Origin of the sequence: Streptomyces sp. NPDC087440 (assembly GCF_044744005.1) — a bacterium.
Lineage (GTDB): Bacteria > Actinomycetota > Actinomycetes > Streptomycetales > Streptomycetaceae > Streptomyces.
Genome location: NZ_JBIUXN010000014.1, coordinates 1 through 22,200, shown reverse-complemented (window position 1 = coordinate 22,200; position 22,200 = coordinate 1). Strand labels below are relative to the sequence as shown.

General features: G+C 69.6%; 20 protein-coding genes and 1 tRNA gene. 12 read left to right on the top strand and 9 right to left on the bottom strand.

Annotation, left to right across the window (positions count from 1 at the left end; genetic code table 11):
• Positions 1-257: 257 nt before the first annotated feature.
• Entirely contained in the window at positions 258-968 is a 711-nt protein-coding gene (locus ACIO3O_RS25585) for a DUF5324 family protein (RefSeq protein WP_401749620.1), read from the bottom strand.
• Between the two features lie 342 nt (positions 969-1,310).
• Between ACIO3O_RS25585 and ACIO3O_RS25580 the strand changes: the two genes are divergently transcribed.
• A complete protein-coding gene (locus ACIO3O_RS25580) occupies positions 1,311-1,838 on the top strand; it encodes a peptidylprolyl isomerase (RefSeq protein WP_401749618.1) in 528 nt (175 codons plus the stop codon).
• A gap of 53 nt (positions 1,839-1,891) precedes the next feature.
• On the top strand, positions 1,892-2,809 hold the full coding sequence (locus ACIO3O_RS25575) for a rhomboid family intramembrane serine protease (RefSeq protein ID WP_401749616.1): 918 nt from the start codon (positions 1,892-1,894) through the stop codon (positions 2,807-2,809).
• 311 nt (positions 2,810-3,120) lie between these two features.
• On the opposite strand, the gene crgA is transcribed toward ACIO3O_RS25575, so the two are convergent.
• The gene (gene crgA / locus ACIO3O_RS25570) at positions 3,121-3,378 is read right to left on the bottom strand and encodes a cell division protein CrgA (protein ID WP_401749615.1); all 258 of its coding nucleotides are present in this window, start codon (positions 3,376-3,378) and stop codon (positions 3,121-3,123) included.
• Between the two features lie 147 nt (positions 3,379-3,525).
• Here crgA and ACIO3O_RS25565 point away from each other — a divergent pair, with 147 nt between their 5' ends.
• From ACIO3O_RS25565 to ACIO3O_RS25540, 6 genes are all read left to right on the top strand, one after another.
• Complete coding sequence (locus ACIO3O_RS25565) at positions 3,526-4,347, top strand: DUF881 domain-containing protein (RefSeq protein WP_401749614.1); 822 nt, start codon at positions 3,526-3,528, stop codon at positions 4,345-4,347.
• A gap of 24 nt (positions 4,348-4,371) precedes the next feature.
• Positions 4,372-5,079: a class E sortase gene (locus ACIO3O_RS25560; protein WP_401749612.1), complete on the top strand. Its 708-nt coding sequence runs from the start codon at positions 4,372-4,374 to the stop codon at positions 5,077-5,079.
• A gap of 57 nt (positions 5,080-5,136) precedes the next feature.
• A complete protein-coding gene (locus ACIO3O_RS25555; RefSeq protein WP_189822506.1) occupies positions 5,137-5,316 on the top strand; it encodes a hypothetical protein in 180 nt (59 codons plus the stop codon).
• Positions 5,313-5,957 (top strand): aminodeoxychorismate/anthranilate synthase component II, encoded by a 645-nt coding sequence (locus ACIO3O_RS25550; protein WP_401749610.1) that lies wholly within the window; start codon positions 5,313-5,315, stop codon positions 5,955-5,957. Before ACIO3O_RS25555 ends, ACIO3O_RS25550 begins: the two co-directional genes overlap by 4 nt.
• A gap of 5 nt (positions 5,958-5,962) precedes the next feature.
• Positions 5,963-7,315, top strand: a complete 1,353-nt coding sequence (locus ACIO3O_RS25545; RefSeq protein ID WP_401750009.1) for a class E sortase — start codon at positions 5,963-5,965, stop codon at positions 7,313-7,315.
• Between the two features lie 66 nt (positions 7,316-7,381).
• Positions 7,382-8,113 (top strand): class E sortase, encoded by a 732-nt coding sequence (locus tag ACIO3O_RS25540; RefSeq protein ID WP_401749608.1) that lies wholly within the window; start codon positions 7,382-7,384, stop codon positions 8,111-8,113.
• Between the two features lie 90 nt (positions 8,114-8,203).
• Here the strand turns inward: ACIO3O_RS25540 and pknB are convergent, their stop codons facing one another.
• The 6 genes from pknB to ACIO3O_RS25510 all read right to left on the bottom strand — a co-directional run bounded on the left by pknB (position 8,204) and on the right by ACIO3O_RS25510 (position 16,408).
• On the bottom strand, positions 8,204-10,195 hold the full coding sequence (gene pknB, locus ACIO3O_RS25535; protein WP_401749606.1) for a Stk1 family PASTA domain-containing Ser/Thr kinase: 1,992 nt from the start codon (positions 10,193-10,195) through the stop codon (positions 8,204-8,206).
• A gap of 321 nt (positions 10,196-10,516) precedes the next feature.
• Positions 10,517-11,977 (bottom strand): peptidoglycan D,D-transpeptidase FtsI family protein, encoded by a 1,461-nt coding sequence (locus ACIO3O_RS25530; protein WP_401749605.1) that lies wholly within the window; start codon positions 11,975-11,977, stop codon positions 10,517-10,519.
• Positions 11,974-13,386: an FtsW/RodA/SpoVE family cell cycle protein gene (locus tag ACIO3O_RS25525; protein WP_401749603.1), complete on the bottom strand. Its 1,413-nt coding sequence runs from the start codon at positions 13,384-13,386 to the stop codon at positions 11,974-11,976. The genes ACIO3O_RS25530 and ACIO3O_RS25525 overlap by 4 nt, the downstream gene beginning before the upstream one ends.
• 15 nt (positions 13,387-13,401) lie before the next feature.
• Entirely contained in the window at positions 13,402-14,901 is a 1,500-nt protein-coding gene (locus tag ACIO3O_RS25520; RefSeq protein WP_401749601.1) for a Stp1/IreP family PP2C-type Ser/Thr phosphatase, read from the bottom strand.
• 150 nt (positions 14,902-15,051) lie between these two features.
• Positions 15,052-15,567: an FHA domain-containing protein gene (locus ACIO3O_RS25515; RefSeq protein ID WP_189822498.1), complete on the bottom strand. Its 516-nt coding sequence runs from the start codon at positions 15,565-15,567 to the stop codon at positions 15,052-15,054.
• A 10-nt stretch (positions 15,568-15,577) separates the two neighbouring features.
• On the bottom strand, positions 15,578-16,408 hold the full coding sequence (locus tag ACIO3O_RS25510) for an FhaA domain-containing protein (RefSeq protein ID WP_401749599.1): 831 nt from the start codon (positions 16,406-16,408) through the stop codon (positions 15,578-15,580).
• A gap of 311 nt (positions 16,409-16,719) precedes the next feature.
• On the opposite strand from ACIO3O_RS25510, the gene ACIO3O_RS25505 reads away from it, so the two are divergent.
• Together ACIO3O_RS25505 and ACIO3O_RS25500 are read left to right on the top strand one after the other, a co-directional pair.
• Positions 16,720-16,802 (top strand) — tRNA-Leu (locus tag ACIO3O_RS25505).
• Between the two features lie 144 nt (positions 16,803-16,946).
• Positions 16,947-18,674 carry a glycosyltransferase gene (locus ACIO3O_RS25500; RefSeq protein ID WP_401749598.1) on the top strand — a complete coding sequence of 576 codons (1,728 nt, stop codon included), beginning with the start codon at positions 16,947-16,949 and terminating at the stop codon, positions 18,672-18,674.
• Between the two features lie 32 nt (positions 18,675-18,706).
• On the opposite strand, the gene ACIO3O_RS25495 is transcribed toward ACIO3O_RS25500, so the two are convergent.
• Positions 18,707-19,159 carry a MarR family winged helix-turn-helix transcriptional regulator gene (locus ACIO3O_RS25495; protein ID WP_401749596.1) on the bottom strand — a complete coding sequence of 151 codons (453 nt, stop codon included), beginning with the start codon at positions 19,157-19,159 and terminating at the stop codon, positions 18,707-18,709.
• 133 nt (positions 19,160-19,292) lie between these two features.
• Between ACIO3O_RS25495 and ACIO3O_RS25490 the strand changes: the two genes are divergently transcribed.
• Both ACIO3O_RS25490 and ACIO3O_RS25485 read left to right on the top strand, forming a co-directional pair.
• A complete protein-coding gene (locus ACIO3O_RS25490; RefSeq protein ID WP_401749594.1) occupies positions 19,293-20,414 on the top strand; it encodes a hypothetical protein in 1,122 nt (373 codons plus the stop codon).
• A 194-nt stretch (positions 20,415-20,608) separates the two neighbouring features.
• Entirely contained in the window at positions 20,609-22,054 is a 1,446-nt protein-coding gene (locus ACIO3O_RS25485; RefSeq protein WP_401749592.1) for a DUF2252 domain-containing protein, read from the top strand.
• Positions 22,055-22,200: the final 146 nt, after the last annotated feature.

The window sequence follows — 22,200 nt, the reverse complement described above, 5'->3', positions numbered from 1 at the left end:
TGGTGTTCACCGCTCCCTCACGCCGACATCCCCTCAGCTCGGCGCAGTTCCTGCCCGCGCCCGCCGACCGACTCGACCGGGAGTCTTCCATGGTTTACACATAAACCGCCAAAACGGATGTACGGGAAGAGCAAGGCCGATCCAGCACGATCGGGTACGGCGCCGCCCGTTTCGGGTCGGCAGCACCTGGACTCCGCAAAAAGACCCCCTGGCCTGCGAAACAGCAGGTCAGGGGGTCTTCTTGGGGAAAGAGGAGGTTAGCGGTCCTCGGGGTCCGCGGCCTCCGCCTCGGCCTGCTTGGCCTCCACCTCGGGGTCGAGGACGGCCTTGCCGTTGCTGTCGACCGAGGTCAGCGGGGTGCGGTCGTGGACCTCGGTGGCGGCCGGGGGCTCGACCAGCCAGTCGGGGTTGGCCTGCTTGTCCCACCACTTCCAGGCGGCGAAGGCGCCACCGGCCAGCAGCCCCAGTACCGTCAGGCGCTTGGCGAGCCGACCGGAACGGGCCCGGCGCTCGTGCTTGCGCACCAGCTTCTGGACCTCCTTCGCGGAGACCTGGCCGCGCAGGGCGGCGAGTGCGGCCGTGCTGCGGGCCGCCGCCTCCTCGCGCACCGGCTGGGCTGCGGCGACGGCCTGCTCGACGCGGGGTGCCGCGTAGTCTGCGGCCTGCTTGGCCGCCTTCCTGGTACGTACCGCTGCCTTCTGGGCCGCCTCGTCCACCCGGGCCGGCACATGGGTGCGGGCCTGCTCGATGCGGGGGGCGAGGTGCGCCCCGTACTGGGCGCGGGCCTGCTCGGCGGCCTGCTGGGTGGCCTGCGAAACCCGTGGGGCGATCTTGGTGCGGGCTTCGTGCGCGTAGTGCACGGCCGTGTCCTTGGCCGTGCCCGCGTAGGGCGCCACCACTTCGGCGGCGTGTCGCACGCTGTCCTTCGCCGTACTGGTCGCGTGGCGCACGCTGTCCTTACGGGTCACGGAAATCCTCCTCCTCGGTGGCGCTTCGTCGATGCGCCTTTCCACCCGAATCGAAATCATGCCCGGCACAGCCATATCCGGCACGTGCGGAAGGGCATCCGGGTCATGAACGGTCATGAACGGAGACGGTGGGGCAAATACGGTGCAAGGGGAACTGCGGACGACAATGCCACGCTTCTCGGTCGGCCGCGCCGGTTCCGGGCGTACTCGTCCGAAGAAAGCCGGTCGGCAAGCGGTCGCACGGGCCCGGTCCGGGCCGGTGGGGGACGGCGCGTGCGAGGATCGACGCACGCCCGGCTGGAGCACCACAGCGGGCCCACCAGGACTCAGCGGAGGAGACCCGTGGCCGAGCAGCTCTATGCCACCCTCAAGACCAGCCAGGGCGACATCGACATCCGGCTGCTGCCGAACCATGCGCCCAGGACGGTCCGCAACTTCGTCGAGCTGGCCCGCGGCGAACGCGAGTGGACGCACCCGGGCACGGGCGAGAAGACCACCGCGAAGCTGTACGACGGGACGATCTTCCACCGGGTGATCAGCGGTTTCATGATCCAGGGCGGCGATCCGCTGGGGAACGGCATGGGCGGCCCGGGATACGAGTTCGCGGACGAGTTCCACCCCGAGCTCAGCTTCAACAAGCCGTACCTGCTCGCCATGGCGAACGCCGGTCCGGGGACCAACGGGTCGCAGTTCTTCATCACCGTCGAGCCGACCGTGATGCTCAACCGGAAGCACACGATCTTCGGCGAGGTCGCCGACGAGGCGAGCAAGCGGGTCGTCGACGCGATCGCCCGCGCCGAGCGCAATCCGCGCACCGAGCGGCCCGTGACGGACGTCGTCGTGGAGACCGTCGTGGTGGAGAAGCGCTGAGTGTGCGCTGAGGTTGTGGTCGGGCACCGCACGCAGTCGTGACAATGGACGGCATGGAGCAGCCGCCGAAGAGCCCGGACCCGCAGCCCGCCGACGACGCGCACGACCCGGTGGCGCACTGCTACCGGCACCCCGACCGGGACACCGGCATCCGGTGCACCCGGTGCGAGAAGCCGATCTGTACCGACTGCATGGTCAGCGCGTCCGTGGGCTTCCAGTGCCCGGACTGCGTGCGCGGCGGCTCGGGGACGGGGCACGCGCCGGACGCCAACCGGCCGCGCAACGTCGTGGGCAGTGCGGTGCGGGGCGGGGACCCGCGGCTGGTCACCAAGATCCTGCTCGCGATCAACCTGCTGGTGTTCGCCCTCACCCTGATTCCGGACACCGGTGAGCGGATCGTCGACGACCTCGCCCTCGTCGGTGCGTGGCCTCCGCCGCCGTACCCGATGTTCCAGGGGGTCGCGGCCGGGGAGTGGTACCGGCTGGTCACGTCGATGTTCCTGCACCAGGAGCTGTGGCACATCGCCTTCAACATGCTCAGCCTGTGGTGGATCGGCGGCCCGCTGGAGGCGGCGCTGGGGCGCACCCGCTACCTCGCGCTGTACCTGATGTCCGGGCTCGCGGGTAGCGCCCTGACCTACGCGGTCTCCGCGCCCGACGCCGGGTCGCTGGGCGCGTCGGGAGCGATCTTCGGGCTGTTCGGTGCGACCGCGGTGCTGATGAAGCGCTTGAAGTACGACATGCGGCCGGTCATCGCGCTGCTGGTGATCAACCTGATCATCACCTTCGGCGTCCCGGGCATCTCCTGGACCGCGCACATCGGCGGCCTCGTCGGGGGCCTGCTGCTGGCTCTGGGCCTGGTGTACGCGCCGCGGGAGAAGCGGAATCTGGTGCAGGCCGGGACCTTCGGCCTGGTGTTCGTCGCCGTCCTGGTGACGGTGCTGGTCAGAACGGCGACGCTGGTCGCCTGAGGGGCTGTGGGCAACGGACTTTCGCCCCGGACCTTCGTACGTTGTCCACAGCGCGTGGCCATGGCTGTGCACGCGGTGGGGAAATGCGGGAACAACTGAGCCCCTCGTCGCTGAGCTGGGTTTTCCCGGCCAGGACAAGGGGCGTCAGGGGGGTGTGCGGTGAGGATGCGATCACACTGGCGTCAACAGCGTGGGAGTTATCCACAGATCGTCGTAACTTTTCCTCAGGTGTGGATAACGCTGTGGACAGTTCTGGGGAGTGCTTGTGCGGCGGGGCCCCGGTGTGCAGCCCCGCCCCCGCGCTCAGGCCCCTACTTCCACTGCGTGGAGACGCCGAAGCCGGCGGCGATGAAGCCGAAGCCGACGACGATGTTCCAGTTCTCCAGGCTCTTGAGCGGCAGGTCGCCCTCGGTCACGTAGAACAGCACGATCCAGGCGAGCCCGATCAGGAACAGCGCCAGCATCACCGGTGCGACCCAGCTACGGCTGGTCAGCTTGATCGCCGTCGCCTTCTTCGCGGCGGGCGGAGGCGTGAAATCGGCCTTCTTGCGGATACGTGACTTCGGCACGAGGGACTCTCCTGTCGATGCGCTGCGTTACCGCGCAGAGAACTGTGGCGTGACGCCAAGGGGCAGACGGGAGCCAGCAGGGGAAACACGGCCTCCCCCGGGCGTCCGTTAGCGTAGTGCTTCCGCGGCGTCGAAGGAGATAAGGGTATGAGCAATTCTGCCGACTCTCCGGAGCAGTCCACGGATCGATCGCCTCACAGGTCCACCGACCGGCCGCCTGTACGACCTGTACGACGTCCGGGCCTGCGTCCCGTGCGCCTGCTGACCGCCGCCGTGTTCGCCCTCGCCGGGCTCATCTTCGTCACCAGCTTCAACACGGCCAAGGGCACGAACATCCGCACGGACGACTCGCTGCTGAAGCTCTCCGACCTCACCCGGCAGCGCAGCGACAAGAACAAGGAGCTGGAGAAGTCCACCGGCGTGGTGCGCGGCGAGGTCGACGCCCTCGCCCGCCGCGACGACGGCAGCACCGAGGCCGAGGACGCCAAACTGGGCGTGCTGGAGAAGGCCGCCGGGACGAAGAAGCTGGCGGGCGGCGCGGTCACCGTCACCCTCAACGACGCCCCGCCCGGCGCCACCGCCAACCCCGGCTACCCCAAGCCGCACCCCAACGACCTGGTCATCCACCAGCAGGACCTCCAGGCCGTCGTGAACGCCCTGTGGCAGGGCGGCGCCCAGGGCATCCAGGTCATGGACCAGCGCCTGATCTCCACCAGTGCGGTGCGCTGCGTGGGCAACACCCTGATCCTCCAGGGCCGCGTCTACTCGCCTCCGTACACCGTCACCGCGGTGGGTGACCGGGGCCGCCTCAAGCAGTCCCTCGCTGCCTCCCCGGCGCTCCAGAACTACCAGCTGTACGTCAAGGCGTACGGACTCGGATGGAAAGTCGACGAGCACGAGACGGTGACTCTGCCGGGCTACTCGGGCACAGTGGATCTCCACTACGCGAAGCCCGTGCAACAGCCGTAGGGGCTCGGGAGGGGGGCTTCCCCGGTGTCGGTGCGACTGGTCGTCAGGACGTTCAGCGAACTCTGCATCACCGCGGGCGCGCTCATCGTCCTGTTTGTTGTGTACGTGCTCTTCTGGACCGGCGTGCAGGCCTCCGGGGCCTCCGACGGCCAGATCGACACACTGGAGCGGCAGTGGGCACAGCGTTCCCTCGCACCAGCACCGGCGCCCGCTGTCACAGGTGCGGCCGGGCCGGTCGCGGAGCCCACCGGACCCGCCTACGAGGAGGGCAGGCCCTTCGCGGTGATGTACGTGCCCCGCTTCGGCAAGGGCTGGGACTGGCCCGTGCTGGAGGGCACCGGCACCGGCACCCTGAAGAAGGGGCTGGGCCACTACGCGGGCACCGCGCGCCTGGGCGAGACGGGCAACTTCGCCGTCGCCGGGCACCGCAGGACGTACGGGGACCCCTTCAAGGACTTCCCCGAGCTGCGGCGCGGGGACGCGGTGGTGGTGAACGACGGGACGACCTGGTTCACGTACCGCATCGAGAAGAAGCCGTACCTCACCGTCCCCAGTGACGTCGGCGTCGTCGACCCGGTGCCGCGCAAGGCCGGGTTCGACGGGCCCGGCCGGTATCTGACCCTCACCACCTGCGATCCCGAGTGGGGCAGCACCCACCGGCTGATCGTCTGGGCACACCTGGACGCCACGCAGCCCGTGGGCAAAGGCAGGCCCACGGCTTTGGAAGGGTGACCCCTGCTGTTTGCCCCTGCCCTTTACTCTGGTGACCACCGAACGGGAAGGGACAGCATGTACGGCTGGATCTGGCGGCATCTGCCGGGCAACACATGGGTGCGGGCGCTGATCTCGATCGTGCTGGTCCTGGCGGTGGTGTACGTGCTCTTCCAGTACGTCTTCCCGTGGGCGGAGCCCCTGCTGCCGTTCGGTGATGTGACGGTCGACGGAAAGAACGGGTCGAACACCTCATGAGCGCGCGCATTCTGGTCGTCGACAACTACGACAGCTTCGTCTTCAACCTGGTGCAGTACCTGTACCAGCTGGGCGCCGAGTGCGAGGTGCTGCGCAACGACGAGGTGGAGCTGAGCCACGCCCAGGACGGCTTCGACGGTGTGCTGCTGTCACCGGGGCCGGGCGCGCCGGAGCAGGCGGGCGTCTGCATCGACATGGTCAGGCACTGTGCCGAGAACGGGATCCCGGTGTTCGGGGTGTGCCTGGGCATGCAGTCGATGGCGGTCGCGTACGGCGGTGTGGTGGGCCGGGCGCCGGAGCTGCTGCACGGCAAGACGTCGCCGGTGCTGCACGAGGGCGCGGGTGTGTTCGCCGGGCTGCCGTCGCCGTTCACCGCGACGCGCTACCACTCGCTGGCCGCCGAGCCCGCGTCCGTTCCGGACGTCCTGGAGGTGACCGCGCGGACCGCCGACGGCATCGTGATGGGGCTGCGCCACCGTGACCTGCCGGTCGAGGGTGTGCAGTTCCACCCGGAGTCGGTGCTCACCGAGTGGGGGCACCTGATGCTGGCCAACTGGCTGGTGCAGTGCGGGGACACGGAGGCGGTGGCGCGGTCGGCCGGGTTGGCCCCGGTGGTGGGTGCGGCCAAGGCCGTCGCGTGACGGCACTGCGTCCCGAGCACGACGCGGCGGGGTACGGCGTTCCTCCGGAGGGCTACGGTCCTGCCCACGGGGACGGGTACGACCCGCAGCAGGCGTACGGGGCGCAGCAGGCGTATGGGGCGCAGGGGGATCTCGGCGCGGCGGTGGACCGGCTTGCGGACCCGTTGAACGATCCGCTGCCGGGCGCGCAGCAGGCGGGGTGGGGCCAGGAGCCCGCCGGGGCTTCCGAGGGCGTCTACGGGGCGTACAGCGGCTACCAGGCTCCGCAGCAGGAGTGGTACGACCCGGAGGGGTACCGGCGGGACTGGTACGGGGAGCAGCAGGCACCGCACACGCCGTTCGTGCCGCCGGAGCCCTCCGCGGCGCAGCAGCAGGACGCTGTGTACGCGCAGCCGCAGGAGGCCTCGTACGTACCGCAGCAGGAGGCGTACGTACCGCAGCAGCAGGCGTATGCGCCTCAGCCCCAGCAGTACCTGCCGGAGACCGGCGCGTACGAGCCGACGCAGCGGCGAATAGCCGAGCCGGCGCCGGAGTTCGCACCGGAGCGCGAGTTCGCGTCGGAGCCGGTGACAGGGCCGGACCGCGACAGTGGTGACGGTGTGTCGGAGCCCGTGCGCACGGGAGGCAGGGCGGAGCGCCGCAAGAGTGCGAAGGGGCGCGCACCGGCGGGCAAGGAGACCACCGGCGTCGTCGTCAGCCGGTTCGTCGGGGAACTGTTCATCACCTTCGGCGTCGTGATGCTGCTCTTCGTGACCTACCAGCTGTGGTGGACGAACGTCCGTGCCGGGATGCAGGCCGACGGCGCGACGCACAGCCTCCAGGACGGCTGGGAGAAGGCGAAGCAGGACGGGGCGAAGCCGGCCGGGGCGTTCGAGCCGGGCCAGGGCTTCGCGATCATGCACATTCCGAAGCTGGACGTGAAGGTGCCGGTCGCCGAAGGCATCGACAAGCACAAGGTGCTGGACCGGGGCATGGTCGGCCACTACGCGGACGGCAAGCTGAAGACGGCGATGCCCGGCGACAAGCAGGGCAACTTCGCGGTGGCGGGCCACCGCAACACCCACGGCGAGCCGTTCCGCTACGTGAACAAGCTGGTCAAGGGCGACAAGATCGTCGTGGAGACGCAGGACACCTTCTACACGTACGAGATGACGTCGGTGCTGCCGCAGACCTCGCCGTCGAACGTGGGGGTCATCCAGCCGGTGCCGCCGGGTTCGGGTTTCACCAAGCCCGGGCGCTACATCACCCTGACGACGTGCACCCCGGAATTCACCAGCACGTACCGGCTGATCGTCTGGGGCAAGATGGTCGATGAGCGCCCCCGGAGCAAGGGCATGCCGGCGGCGCTCGGAGGCTGACGGAGCGGCTGCACGTGGCCGCCGGGGCCGGTGATGCCGGTGACCAGGACACGAGGGACGGGTGCGGTGGCAGCGAGTACCGGGCAGGACGAGCGGGCGCAGGAGTCCGCACCACCGAGGACCTCGGGGACGCGCGGGCGGATCGCGGGGGCGATCAGCGTCTTCGGCGAGCTGCTGATCACCGCGGGGCTGGTGCTCGGGCTCTTCGTGGCGTACTCGCTGTGGTGGACGAACGTCCTCGCCGACCGCGAGGCGGGCAAGCAGGGCGACGACGTCCGCCACCGGTGGGAGAGCAGCGCTCCCGGCGAGATCGACATAAAGGGCGGGCTCGGCTTCCTGCACGTGCCCGCGATGAAGAACGGTGAGGTGCTCGTCCGCAAGGGCACCAGCACCAAGGCCCTCAACGCGGGCATCGCCGGCTACTACACGGACCCGATCAAGGCCGCCATGCCGTCGGACAAGCAGGGCAACTTCTCGCTGGCCGCGCACCGGGACGGGCACGGGGCGAAGTTCCACAACATCGACAAGCTGAAGGAAGGCGACTCGATCGTCTTCGAGACGAAGGACACCTGGTACGTCTACAAGGTGTTCGCCTCCCTGCCGGAGACCTCGAAGTACAACGTGAAGGTGCTGGACCCGGTTCCGAAGGAGTCCGGGAAGACCGCGCCGGGCCGCTACATCACGCTGACGACGTGCACGCCGGTCTACACGTCGAAGTACCGCTACATCGTGTGGGGCGAGCTGGAGCGCACGGAGCGGGTGAACGCCAAGAGGACGCCTCCGGCGGAGCTGCGGTAGGCCGGTACGGGCCGCAGGCCGCCGGTACGGGGAAGGGCCCCGGCACTCAAGAGTGCCGGGGCCCTTCCGTGTTCGGGTGCGGTGGTGCGGCTAGTCGAAGAGGCCGCCGCCACCGCCGATGGCGAACAGCATGACCTCGCTGTTCTTGGGGACGGTGTTGTTGGCGCCCGGGTTCGTGCCGACGATCTTGGCGTCGTCCGGGGTGCCGTCCTTCACCTTCACCTGGAGCCCGAGACCTTCGAGGGCGGCCCTGGCCTCCGCGACGGTCTTGCCGGTGAGGTCACCGGGGATCTGCACGGTGTCGCCGCCCGGCGGGGGCTGGTTCTCCTTGGCCTTGGCGACGATCAGCGTGATGCCTGTGTCGGGGAGGGCCTTGGTGTCGCCGTCGGGCGTCTGCTTGATGACCGTGTTCGGCGTCTCGTCGGACTCCTGCTCGGCCTTGGTGATGTTGGTGAAGCCGAGGTTCTTCAGCGTCGCCTCGGCGGCCTCGTAGGTCTGGCCCTTGAGGTTGGGGACGTTCTTCATCTTCTTCTTGGCGATGGTGATGGTGACCTCGGAGTTCTTCTCCGCCTGCTCACCGCCCTTGGGGAGCTGGTCGATGACCGTGCCCTCGGGCTTCTCGGACTCCTCCTGCTTGACCTTGGGCGTGAAGCCCTCCTTGGTCAGCCTTTGAGAGGCCCGCTTCTCGGTCTGCTCCATGACGTCGGGGACCTCGACCTTGGGGGCGCCGGTCGAGACGACGACGTCGATGGAGCCGCCCTTGGCGAGGGTGGCGCCCGCCGCAGGGTTCTGTGAGCAGATCTTGCCCTTGTCCATGTCGTCGCAGGGCTTGCTGGTCGTCTTGAGGACCATGTCGACGTTCTTGGCCGACAGTTGCGCGTCCGCGAGCTCCTTGCCGATGAGCTTGGGGACGGTCTTGACTTCCGGCTTGTCGTTGTTGTTGAACAGCTCGTTGCCGATGAGGACCGCGCCGACGAGGACCAGGATGCCCGCGATGACCAGCAGGATCGTCGAGGTGTTGCTCTTCTTGGGCTGCTGGCGGCGGCGTCCCTGCGGCTCGTCGTAGCCGCCGTTGCCGTTCTGGTTGCCGTAGCCGTCCCCGCCGCCTGCGACGGGCGGCATCATCGCGGTCTGGCCGCCCTGGCCGGACTGCCGCAGGGCGGTGGTGGGCTGGTCGTTGCTGCCGTAGGAGTCGTAACCGCCGTAGCCCACCGCACCCATGGCCGCGGTCGCGGCGACGGGGCGGCCGTCGAGGCAGGCCTCGATGTCGGCGCGCATCTCGTCGGCCGACTGGTAGCGGTAGTCGGGGTCCTTGGTCAGCGCCTTGAGGACGATGGCGTCCATCTCGGGCGTGATCTCGGGGTCGAAGTTCGACGGGGGCTGCGGCTCTTCCCGCACGTGCTGATAGGCGACCGCGACCGGCGAGTCGCCGATGAAGGGCGGACGTACCGTCAGCAGCTCGTACAGCAGGCAGCCGGTGGAGTAGAGGTCGGAGCGCGCGTCGACCTGCTCGCCCTTGGCCTGCTCCGGGGAGAGGTACTGGGCGGTGCCGATGACGGCGGCGGTCTGGGTCATCGTCATGCCGGAGTCGCCCATGGCGCGGGCGATGCCGAAGTCCATGACCTTGACCTGGCCGGTGCGCGTCAGCATGACGTTGGCCGGCTTGATGTCGCGGTGGACGATCTGGGCGCGGTGCGAGTACTCCAGCGCCTGGAGGATGCCCACGGTCATCTCCAGGGTGCGCTCGGGGAGCAGCTTGCGCCCGGAGTGCAGGAGTTCGCGCAGGGTCGATCCGTCGACGTACTCCATCACGATGTACGGGATGGAGACGTTGTCGACGTAGTCCTCGCCGGTGTCGTAGACGGCGACGATCGCCGGGTGGTTGAGCGAGGCGGCCGACTGGGCCTCACGGCGGAACCGGGCCTGGAAGGACGGGTCGCGGGCGAGGTCCACCCGGAGCGTCTTCACAGCGACGGTGCGGCCGAGCCGGGTGTCCTGGGCGAGGTAGACCTCGGCCATGCCACCACGGCCGAGCACCGAGCCCAGCTCGTACCGGCCGCCGAGGCGACGCGGCTCTTCCATAGCTAATCCAGCCCTCTCCGTCTGTCCCGACCGCACCTGTGCGTGGTCCGGCGGTGTGCTGTTCGCGCATACGGTACCGGGCGGTCCGCACCCGGTCGGCCCGCGACCGTCACCTGATACCTGACCGGTACGTCAACGTGCATGAATGGTGAGGGGTGGTGACGGGGGTCACGTCGGACCCGTGGGGCGGTGGGGATGTTTCACGTGAAACGTCGGTTTCCGTGGGTTGGTTCGGGATGTTTCACGTGAAACGTCGGCATGTGTCGGACCGTTTCACGTGAAACATCCCTCCCCTGTTTGTCCCAGCTTCTGGAGCTGCGCCTACTTGGCGCGGTCGAGTACGGCCTTCATGACGTTCTTGGCGATCGGCGCTGCGAGGCCGCCACCGGAGATGTCGCCGCGCGCGGCCTCGCTGTCCTCGACGACGACGGCGACCGCGACCGGGGAGCCCTTGTCGGTCTTGGCGTAGGAGATGAACCAGGCGTACGGGTTCTTCTCGTTGTTCACGCCGTGCTGGGCGGTGCCGGTCTTGCCACCGACGGTGACGCCGTCGATCTGGGCCCGGGTGCCGGTGCCCTCCTTGACGACGGTCTCCATCATCTGCTGGAGCTTCTGGGCGTTGTCCGCGGAGAGCGGCTGGCTCATCTCCACCGGGTCGGTCTGCTTGACGACGTCCAGGTTGGGGTCGGTCAGCTTGTCGACCATGTACGGGGTCATCAGCTTGCCGTCGTTGGCGATGGCGGCGGTGACCATGGCCATCTGGAGCGGTGTGGCTGCGGTGTCGAACTGGCCGATGGAGGAGAGCGCGGTCTGCGAGGGGTTGATCTTCTTGGGCCAGACGCTCGCGTTGGAGCGGACCGGGGTGAACTGCTCGCTGTTGAAGCCGAACTTCTCCGCCGTCTCCCTCATCTTGTCCGCACCGAGGTCGGAGCCGAGCTTGCCGAAGACGGTGTTGCAGGACCACCGGAGCGCGGCGCGCGGGGTGGCGTCCTCGCAGGGGATGGTGCCCTCGTTCGGCAGCGGGGTGGTCGTGCCGGGCATGATCCACGGCAGCGGCGTCTTGGTCGGCTCGTCGATGTTGTTGATCAGGCCGTGCTCCAGGGCCGCGGCGGCGGTGACGACCTTGAAGGTCGAGCCGGGCGGGTAGGTCTGGCGCAGTGCCCGGTTGAGCGAGATGTCGTCCGGGTTGACCTTCTTGTCGAGCTGCTTCCAGGCCTCCGCGTCGCCCATCCCCGCGATCTTGGACGGGTCGTACGACGGGGTGCTCGCCAGCGCGAGGATCTTGCCGGTCTTGGGGTCGAGGGCGGCGACGGCGCCCTTCTTGCCCTTGAGGCCATCGTAGGCGGCGCGCTGGGCGTCGCCGTTGAGGGTGGTGACGACGTTGCCGCCCTTCTTCTCCTCGTTGGAGAGCAGGGAGAGCGTGCGGTCGAAGAAGAGGCGGTCGTCGGTGCCGGTGAGGATGCCGTCGTTGATCTTCTCCAGCTGGGTGGCGCCGTAGACCTGGGAGGCGAACCCGGTGACGGGAGCCCACATGGGGCCGTCCTTGTAGGTGCGCTTGTACTTCAGGTCGCCGTTCTTCGCCTCGACGGAGCCGGTGACGGCCTTGCCGTCGACGATGATGTCGCCGCGCGGGTGGGCGTAGCGCTCGACGAGGACGCGGCGGTTGTCGGTGTGGTTCTTGAGCTGGTCCCCTTGGACGAACTGGACCCAGTTGACGCGAACGAGCAGGGCGAGGACCAGGATTCCGCAGAAGATTGCGACCCGGCGCAGGGGCTTGTTCACGGGCGGACCACCTGGGTCATTTCGGCGTCGGGGGACGGGGCGGGGGCGGGGGCGGGACGCCGGGCGGTGTCGCTGATGCGCAGCAGGATGGCCACGAGCGCCCAGTTGGCGATCACGGAGGAACCACCCTGCGCGATGAACGGCATGGTCATGCCGGTCAGCGGGATGAGGCCGGTGACACCGCCGGCGACGACGAACACCTGGAGGGCGAAGGCGCCGGAGAGGCCGATGGCGAGGAGCTTGCCGAAGGGGTCCCGGGCGGCCAGCGCCGTACGGATGCCGCGCTCGATGAGCAGGCCGTACAGCAGGATGATCGCCATCAGGCCGGTCAGGCCCAGTTCCTCGCCGACGGTGGCGAGGATGTAGTCGCTCTTGGGGGCGATGCCGCCGATGAAGCGGGAGTAGCCCTGGCCGAGGCCGGAGCCGAAGAGGCCGCCGGAGCCGAAGGAGAACATCGACTGGGCGGTCTCGGTGACCAGACCGCATTCGCCGTTGACGCACTTGGTGGCCAGCGGGTTCAGCCAGTCGTTGACGCGCCCCTGGACGTGTCCGGCGAAGGAGGCGACGGTGACGGCGCCGACCGCGCTGAGGGTGAGGCCGAAGACGACCCAGCTGGTGCGTTCGGTCGCGACGTACAGCATGATCACGAAGAGGCCGAAGAACAGCAGTGAGGTGCCGAGGTCGGTCTCGAAGACGAGGATCATCAGGCTGAGCGCCCAGATGGCGATGATCGGGCCGAGGTCGCGGCCGCGCGGCAGGTACATCCCCATGAAGCGGCGGCTGGCCAGGGCGAGGGCGTCGCGTTTGACCATCAGATACCCCGCGAAGAAGATCGCGATGATGATCTTGGCGAACTCACCGGGCTGGAGCGAGCCGAGGCCGGGGATGGTGATCCAGATGCGCGCGCCGAAGCGGGCGGGGAAGAACATCGGCAGGATCAGCAGCACGAGGGCCACGACCATGGAGATGTACGTGTAGCGCTGGAGTACCCGGTGGTCCTTGAGGACCAGCAGGGTGCCCAGGAAGAGGGCGACGCCGACGGTCGACCACATCAGCTGCTTGGCCGCCATCGGCCCGCCGAGTGCCGCGGTGGTGATGGCCGGTTCCTGGTCGAGTCGCCAGATCAGCACCAGTCCCAGCCCGTTGAGCAGGGTCGCGATGGGCAGCATCAGCGGATCCGCATACCGGGCGAACTTACGCATCATCAGGTGCGCGATGCCGGCGAGGAGGCTGAGCCCCACTCCGTAGCCGAGCATGCCCGCGGGCAGGCTGCCGTCCTTGGCGAGGCCCACGTTGGCGTAGGCGAAGACCGGGATGGCGACGGCGAAGGCGAGCATGAACAGCTCGGTGTTGCGCCTGCTGGGTGCTTCGATCGCGCCGATGGTGGTCGTGTTGGTGACAACGCTCATGGTGGTGTGGGCCCCCTACGGTGTGGCCGGCTTACCGCACTGCGAGGCCAGTTCCTGCTCTTCCTCGGAGAGGGTGGGACCGGGAGCGGGGGCGCTCGTCGTGGGTGTGGGCGAGTTCGGCGGCTTCTTGGCGCCGTCCTTGGCATCGGGCGACGCGGCCGGGTCGGGCTTGGCCGGCGTCTTCGGCGGTGCGGCCCGCTGCTCGGACTTCTTCTTGCAGGCGGACGCCTGGAGTGCGAGCTTCTCGATCTTCTCGCGCGCCTGGGCGAGGTCGCTCGCGGGCAGCGTGCCCCTGACCTCCTTGGACTGGAAGTCCGGGAGGTACTTGAGTTCGATCTCGGGGTGGTCCTTCTCGATCGTCGAGAGGGACACCCACGGAAGGTCCTGGTCGACGCCCCGGTACAGCGCGACGTGCTCGCTGTTGGCGCCGACGTAGTACTGGGTCTGGGTCCAGCGGTAGCCGCCGTACAGACCGCCGCCGACGACGGCGAGCGCGAGCACGAGGTACAGGGATCTCTTGAACCACTTGCGGCCGGGGGACTTCACGAAGTCCTCGCCGTTGTACATGTCGAACGTGTCGTCCGGCAGGCTGCCGCCGTACCCGCCGCCACTGCCGCCGCCCGCGGGGCCGAAGCCGCCGGAGGGCTGCTGCGGTGCGGGTCGGCCCAGGCCCGCGGCACGGCCGGCCGGGGTCTGCATGGCGCCGGTGTCGTGCAGCTGGTGCTGGTTCTCGGCGACCGCGCCGACGACGACCGGGGTGTCGTTGAGCTGCCCGGCGAGGGTGTCGTTGCCGTCGACGTCCAGGACGTCGGCGACGATGCACGTGATGTTGTCGGGTCCGCCGCCGCGCAGTGCCAGCTCGATGAGGTGCTGGACGGTCTCCTGCGGGCCCTGGTAGCTGGCGAGCGTCTCCTCCATCGTCTGGTGGGAGACGACGCCGGACAGCCCGTCGGAGCAGATCAGATAGCGGTCGCCGGCCCGCACCTCACGGATGGAGAGGTCGGGTTCGACGTGGTCGCCGCTGCCCAGCGCGCGCATCAGCAGGGAGCGCTGCGGGTGGGTGGTGGCCTCTTCCTCGGTGATGCGGCCCTCGTCGACGAGGCGCTGCACCCAGGTGTGGTCCTGCGTGATCTGGGTGAGGACGCCGTCGCGCAGCAGGTACGCGCGGGAGTCCCCGACGTGTACGAGGCCGAGCCGCTGGCCGGTCCACAGCAGGGCGGTGAGCGTGGTGCCCATGCCCTCCAGCTGGGAGTCCTCCTCGACCATCATGCGCAGCTGGTCGTTGGCCCGCTGCACGGCGGTGCCCAGGGAGGTCAGGATGTCCGACCCGGGCACGTCGTCGTCGAGCTGGACCAGCGTGGAGATCACCTCGGAGGAGGCGACCTCGCCGGCGGCCTGGCCGCCCATGCCGTCGGCGATCGCGAGGAGCCGCGGACCGGCGTAGCCGGAGTCCTCGTTCCCCTCGCGGATCATGCCCTTGTGCGATCCGGCGGCGAAGCGCAGGGACAGACTCATACGCACCTCGCCCGTCGGCTCCGGGTACACCGGGTTTCGAGCCACACTGCCCACCCTCCGGTCGAGAGCGCGCCCGGGGCCCCGGGCAGGGCTCGGGGGCCCTGTGCCAGGGCCGCTGCGGCTCGCTCGCTCCGCTCGCTCATTGTCGTACTACTTCCGCAGCTCGATGACGGTCTTGCCGATGCGGATCGGTGCGCCCAGCGGAATCGGTTGCGGCGTGGTGAGCCGGTTCCGGTCGAGGTAGGTGCCGTTGGTGGAACCCAGGTCCTCGACGATCCAGTTGCCGTCGCGGTCCGGGTAGATCCTGGCATGCCTGCTGGACGCGTAGTCGTCGTCCAGCACGATCGTCGAATCGTGCGCGCGGCCCAGCGTGATGGTCTGCCCCTGGAGCGCCACCGTGGTTCCGGTGAGGCTGCCCTCGGAGACGACCAGCTTGGTCGGTGCGCCGCGGCGCTGGCGCTGCTGCTGCGGAGGCGCGGCCTGGCGGCCCGCCCCGGTGTTCTGCTGCTGGGCACGCGTGTCGGGCGCATTGCCGCGGCGTGAGCCGCGCTGCGTGACACGGGTGCCGAACAGGTCGCTGCGGATGACCTGGACGGCCACGATTACAAATAGCCACAGGACAGCTAGGAAACCTAGCCGCATGACCGTCAGGGTCAGCTCTGACATTGCCCCCGCTTCACCCTTCGGCTTGCCGGTAAACGATGGTGGTGCTGCCCACGACGATCCGCGAGCCGTCGCGGAGCGTAGCGCGGGTGGTGTGCTGCCCGTCCACCACGATGCCGTTGGTGGACCCGAGGTCCTGGATCGTCGCGGGGGTGCCCGTACGGATTTCGCAGTGCCGGCGGGAGACGCCGGGGTCGTCGATCCGTACGTCGGCCTCGGTGCTGCGGCCCATCACGAGCGTGGGACGGGAAATCTGGTGGCGGGTGCCGTTGATCTCGATCCAGCGCCGGATCTGGGCGCCTGGCATCGGACCGGGACCCGCGGGGGGCCGTCGGTCCGCGGCCGGGCGGTTGCCGCCGGGCGGGCCGGACGGCATGGGCGGCGGGCCGCCCGGGGTGGACTGCGGGTATCCGCCGCCGCGGGGAGCGACGGGGGCGGGGCCCGCGTCGGGTGCGGCGACCTGGGAGGTGCTGGAGGCCAGCGTGCGGCTGCGTACGCGGTAGAGACCGGTGTCGAGGTCGTCCGCCTTCTCCAGGTGGACCTTGATGGGTCCCATGAAGGTGTAGCGCTGCTGCTTGGCGTAGTCGCGGACCAGGCCGGACAGCTCGTCGCCGAGCTGGCCCGAGTACGGGCTCAGGCGCTCGTAGTCGGGGGCGCTGAGCTCGACGATGAAGTCGTTGGGGACGACGGTCCGTTCGCGGTTCCAGATCGTCGCGTTGTTGTCGCACTCGCGCTGGAGGGCGCCGGCGATCTCGACGGGCTGGACCTCGGACTTGAAGACCTTGGCGAAGGTGCCGTTCACCATGCCTTCGAGCTTTTGTTCGAAACGCTTCAGGACTCCCATGGGGCACCTCCTCCGTCGTTGTCGTCCTGGTACTGCTTACTGATCGTATCCACGCGCCGGGAAAACGGCTGGTTCCCCTTGTCCGCCCAGTCGATGAGTGTCACCCCTCACAAGGGATCGTAGAGGTGGCTTCCTGACAGTGTCCCGCACGTGCGCTCCTCCTCTGAGGAGTGGGTGCCGGAGGCCGGCGTTCCACTCCCGGGTCCCCGGAAACAAGGCGTGTGAATCCACCCCGACCAGCGTGCTAATCTTCTTCTTGTCGCCAGGCAGTCGCACAAACCAAGTGCGGGGAATCGAACGACATCACTCATGCGCGAGTGGCGGAACGGCAGACGCGCTGGCTTCAGGTGCCAGTGTCCTTAGGGACGTGGGGGTTCAAATCCCCCCTCGCGCACTCTTGAGATTCGGGTCTCACCGTGAAAACGGTGGGGCCCGTTTCTGTATGTCCGGACACGGGACGTCCGGGCTCGGGTCGACCTGTGCATTCCTGTGAATTCGGGGGGCGGTCGGTCTGACGGTGTGCTGGGCGGAGGCGGTTGTGACGCGGTCGAGGCTGTTCGGTGTCGGTGCGGGGGTGCTGACGGGGCTGGCTGCCGCGCAGCAGGTGATGCTCGCCGTGGGCCTCGGGGGCTGGCTGCCCGGCTGGCAGCCGTGGCCCTATCTGCTGCTCGCCGCCGTGCTGTGGCTGCTCGCGAAGCCCTGGTGGAGTGAGAACGGGCCCCGCGGCGCGGGAGTTCCCGGTTTCTGGAGCACCGCCGAGACGTGGGTGCGCCGGATTCCGGTGTGGGCGTACGTCGTGGCCGTGCTGGTCCTCACCGCCGCGGTCTGGGCCTGGCTGCAGGACTTCGAGCCGTACCTCGGTCATGAGGAGGCGGTCTACGCGAACAAGGCGCGCTTCTGGTTCGACGGGACGCCGGACGCCGGGTGGGGCGTCTACCGGCCGGTCGGGCTGCCCGCGCTCGGGGCGCTCGCCCTGTGGATCACGGGGTACGACGGGTACGCGTCCGGCGGCGGCATGGGGGCGCTGCGTGCGGTGACCCTCGTCCTGGCGCTCCTGATGCTGTGCACGACGTACCTGGTGGCCCGTGCGTGGACGACGCCCCGGCGGGCCCTGGTGGCGGTGCTGGTGCTGCTGAGCGGCCTCGGGTTCCTGCGCCGGATGCCGGAGTACCTCAACGACATCGGGTCCACCGCGCTGCTGCTGATCGTGGTGTTCCTGCTGGTGCGGGCGCTGGAGCAGGCCGGGACGAAGGCGGGTGCGAGGGCGCTCCTGCTGGCACCGGTCGTGGTGCTCGCGGCCTTCTATCTGCGCTACGGAGTCGTCGGAAACCTCCTGGCCGTCGCTCTCGCGGGTGTTTTCGCGTACGGGCCGAGGGCCTGGTGGGCGCTGGGGTGGCGGCTGTGGGCAGCGGTCGGTGTGCTCGTGGTGGGGCTGGTGCCGCACTTCGTGTACGCGACGGAGCGCACCGGGAAGCCGCTGGGGATGATCCTGTCGGCGACCTCGCAGGCCAACCGGCAGTACGTGGGCGACGGCTTCGTCTACTACCTGAGCGTCTTCCCGTACCGGCTGGCCGGTGACCTGGGCGCCGTGGTGATGACGGCGGGTGTGTGCGCGGCGTTCGCGGCGTGGAGGCGCGTGCGCAGGGCCGGTGCCGCCGGTGCTGGGGTGCGGGGCGACGACCGGCGCCGGGTGTTCCTGGGGGCTTCGGCGCTGCTGGTGTTCGTGGTGCTGGGGGTGGCCACCGACGGGGAGCCCCGTTTTGTGTATCTCCCGGTGACGCTGCTCACGGTGCTGGGGGTGCAGGCCGTGGCGGAGTTCACGCGGGCGTGGGCGCCCCGGGTGCTGGTGTGCGTGGGGGCGCTGGCCGCGGTGACGGTGCTCGGGACGGCGCAGGTGGTGGCGCACTCGGCGATGCCCGCGCCGACCAAGCTGGGCGCGTCCACGGTGCCGGTGGCGCGGGCGCTGGCGGCGAAGGACGGGGAGCGGTGTCTGATCGTCACCGGGTACGAGCCGGAGTTCGGCTGGTATTCGGGGTGCGATGCGCTGACGTACCGCCAGTACCGGGAGAAGTACGGGAACGGGCGCACGGTGCAGGTGCCACGGGGGACGCGCGTGAGCTTCGTACGGTTCGAGAAGGGGCGGCTGCAGCCGAACGCGACGGGGGTGCGCGAGCTCATCGACGGGCGTCCGGCGACGCTGCTGCGGATGCCGGCGGTGGCCGACGGGTCGGCGGGGGCGGCGACGGTGTGGAGCGTGCGGTTCTGAGTGTGTGGTTCTGAGTGTGTGGTGCGGGGTTCTCAGGTGCGGCTGTTGTTGTAGCGCAGCAGGTACGAGGCGAAGCGGGTGAGGTCGTCCTCGCTCCAGTCGGCGAGACGCTCCTGGTAGGCGGCGTGCCGGCTGGCGTGGGTGGCGGTGAGGGTGGCGGCGCCCGCTTCGGTGGGGTGCAGGACCTGGACGCGGTGGTCGTCGGGGTCGGGGCGGCGTTCCACCAGGCCGAGCTTCTCCAGGGCGGTGAGCTGTCGGCTGACCGTGGACTTGTCGAGCATGTAGTGCGCGGCGAGGTCGGTGGCGCGGCAGCCCTGCTGGTCGTGGATGTGCGCGAGCAGGGTGTACGAGACCAGGGGCAGGTCCGGGTGGAGCCGGGCGGCGGTGGCGCGGGCCCGGCGGGCGAAGGCGGTCAGCTCGCGCTCGATGGTGTCGACGGCGGTGGTGCGCCGGGGGTGTTCGGGGCGGGAGTGCTCGGTGGTCATGGGGTGATGTGCCCTTCGCTCTATTGGTTGTAGAGTACACTCACCGAGTGGTTGTAAATGCCAACCACTGTGTCGTGTTCCGTGCTGCCTCCCGCGCCGGACCGATCTCGCGCCGCACCCCTGGAGTCTGTCGATGTCTGCGTCCCCCACAGGTCAGAGCGGTACGGGGGCGCAGCTGCGGCACGTCCTCGGCCACCTCCTCACCCCGCTGCTCATGTGCATCGGCATGGGACTGGCCTACCTCGGGGCCTTCCACGCACCCGAGCCGCACAACCTGCGCGTCGACGTCGTCGGGTCGGGGCCGAGTGCACAGGTGCTGGCGCAGACGCTGCACGACAAGGGGGACGGTGCGCTGGACGTGCGTACCGTCGCCGACCGTGCGACCGCGCGGCAGCAGCTGAAGGACCGGGAGAGCTACGGGGCGTACGTGCCGGGCGCGAAGCCCGAACTGCTGGTGGCCTCGGCAGGGTCGGACACCACGGCCACCGTCGTGGAGAAGGTCTTCACCGGCGTCGCGGCCGAGCAGGGGGCGCCGCTGAAGGTCACCGACGTGGTGCCCGTGGCGCCCGGCGACCCGACGGGGCAGGGGCTGTTCTTCCTGCTCGTCGCGCTCAGCATCGGCTCGTACGCCTCGGTCGCGGTGATCGGCGGGGCGGGCGCCGTGCTGGCGCTGCGGCTGCGGGCGCTGCTGGCGGTGGGCATGTCGCTGGTGGTGAGTGTCGTCGGGGCGGTGTTCGCGGGGCCGCTCTTCCACCTGGTGGACCAGGGGCTCGCCGGGGTGTGGGCGATGGCGTGGCTGTACTCGGCGGGCATCCTGCTGGTCGGCGTCGGACTGCACACCTTCCTCAAGCGGTGGACCACGCTGGGTGTGATGGTGCTGTTCGTGATGCTCAACTTCACCAGCTCCGGCGGCATCTTCCGGCCCGAGCTCCAGTCCGGCTTCTTCGCCTCGCTGCACTCCTTCTGGAACGGTGCCGGGTTCGTCGAAGGGGCGCGCGGACACGTGTACTTCGAGGGCAACGGGGTCGGGCGCAGCGTGCTGGTGCTGGCGCTGTGGTTCCTGGTGGGCGTGGTCGTGATGGGGGCCGCGGCGGTGTGCGAGGCGGCGCGGCGGCGGAGGGAGCACCCGGGGGCGCATGCGGGGCACGTGGGGGCTGTGGAGGCTGTGGGGTCTCGGCGGGCCGAGGGGGATTCGGGAGCCGTGCGGGAAGAGGACGTGGTGGAGGAGGAGTTGGAGGAGGCGGTCGGCGTCTGAGGGCGATCGGGCGGTCGGCTTGTGGGTGGGCGAACGGCCCTGGGCTTCGGTCCGGGGTCGTTCTTCGTACTAATCCTCGGTTATCCACAGGGTGTCTGAGCAGGGCCTCGACAACGGCGCTACGGTCGTGGGGAGTTGATGAACGGCCGCGGAAAGCGGTTCGTGAGGCGGTACGGAGCGGGGGAGGCGGCGTGATGAACGACACCGGGGGCACCGGGCGGATTCCGGAGGTCGAGGGCTTTGCCCGGCGGGCTGTGCAGGGGGACGCGGCGGCTTCGAGCAAGTCGGCTTCCCGCAAGGCGGAGTCCCGCAAGGCGGAGGGGAAGGCCCTGCGGGTGAAGGTGCCCCGAGCCGACCACCGCAGGCTGACCCTCGACCCGGGGCGGCCGGACGCTGTGCGGGCCGTCGAGGAGTCCAACCGGGGGCGGGTCGCGTCGCTCACACCGATACGTGTGGGGCGTATGGCCGCAAGCCCCTTCTCCTTCCTGCGCGGCACGGCGGGCCTCATGGCCCACGACCTGGCGGGCACCCCCGTCACCGGGGTCGCCGCCCAGATATGCGGAGACGCGCACGCCGCGAACTTCGGGCTCTACGGGGACGCCAGGAACCGCCTGGTCATCGACCTCAACGACTTCGACGAAACGGTCGTCGGACCGTGGGAGTGGGACGTCAAACGGCTCGCGGCCTCACTGGTGCTCGCCGGACGCGAGGCGGGGGCCGACGAGGACACCTGCCGCCGAGGAGCGTTCGACGCGGCCGGCGCCTACCGGCGGACCATGCGGCTCATGGCGAAGATGCCGGCGTCCGACGCCTGGAACGCGATAGCCGACGAGGAACTCGTCTCGCACACCGACGCCCGCGACCTGCTGGGCACCCTGGAACGGGTCTCGGAGAAGGCCCGCAAGAACACCAGCGCCCGCTTCGCGGCCCGGTCCACCGAGGTCACCGAGGACGGCGGCCGACGCTTCGTGGACGCGCCGCCGGTGCTGCGCAGGGTCGCGGACGCGGAAGCGGCAGCGGTCGCCACCGCCCTCGGGGAGTACCTGGGGACCGTCTCCCAGGACCGGCTGCCGCTGCTGGCCCGGTACGCGATACACGACGTGGCGTTCCGGGTGGTGGGTACCGGCAGCGTCGGCACCCGGTCGTACGTGGTGCTGCTGCTCGATCACCGGGGCGAGCCGCTGGTGCTCCAGGTGAAGGAGGCACGGGCCTCCGCCCTCACCCCGTACCTGCCGCAGGCCGGGTTCGAGATACCGGAGCCCGTGCACGAGGGCAGGCGGGTCGTGCTCGGGCAGAAGCGGATGCAGGTGGTCAGCGACATCCTGCTCGGCTGGTGCACGGTCGACGGGCTGCCGTTCCAGGTGAGGCAGTTCAGGAACAGGAAGGGGAGTGTGGACCCGGCGGCCCTGGAGGCCGACCAGGTCGACGACTACGGGCGGATGACGGGCGCGCTGCTGGCCAGGGCTCACGCGCACAGTGCCGATCCGGAGCTCGTCGCGGGCTACTGCGGGAAGAACGAGGAGTTCGACGAGGCGGTCGCCGACTTCGCCGTGGCGTACGCGGACCGGACGGAGGCGGATCACGCGGAGCTGGTGGCTGCGGTGCGGGGTGGGCGGGTGGAGGCGGAGATGGGGGTGTGAGGGGGTGGGGTTGGGGGGCGGGGGGGAGGGGCCCCCCCCCCCCCCCCCCCCCCCCCCCCCCCCCCCCCCCACACAAAAAAAAAAAAAAAAAAAACCCCCCCCCCCCCCCCCCCACCCCACCCCCCCCCACCCCCCCCCCACCCACC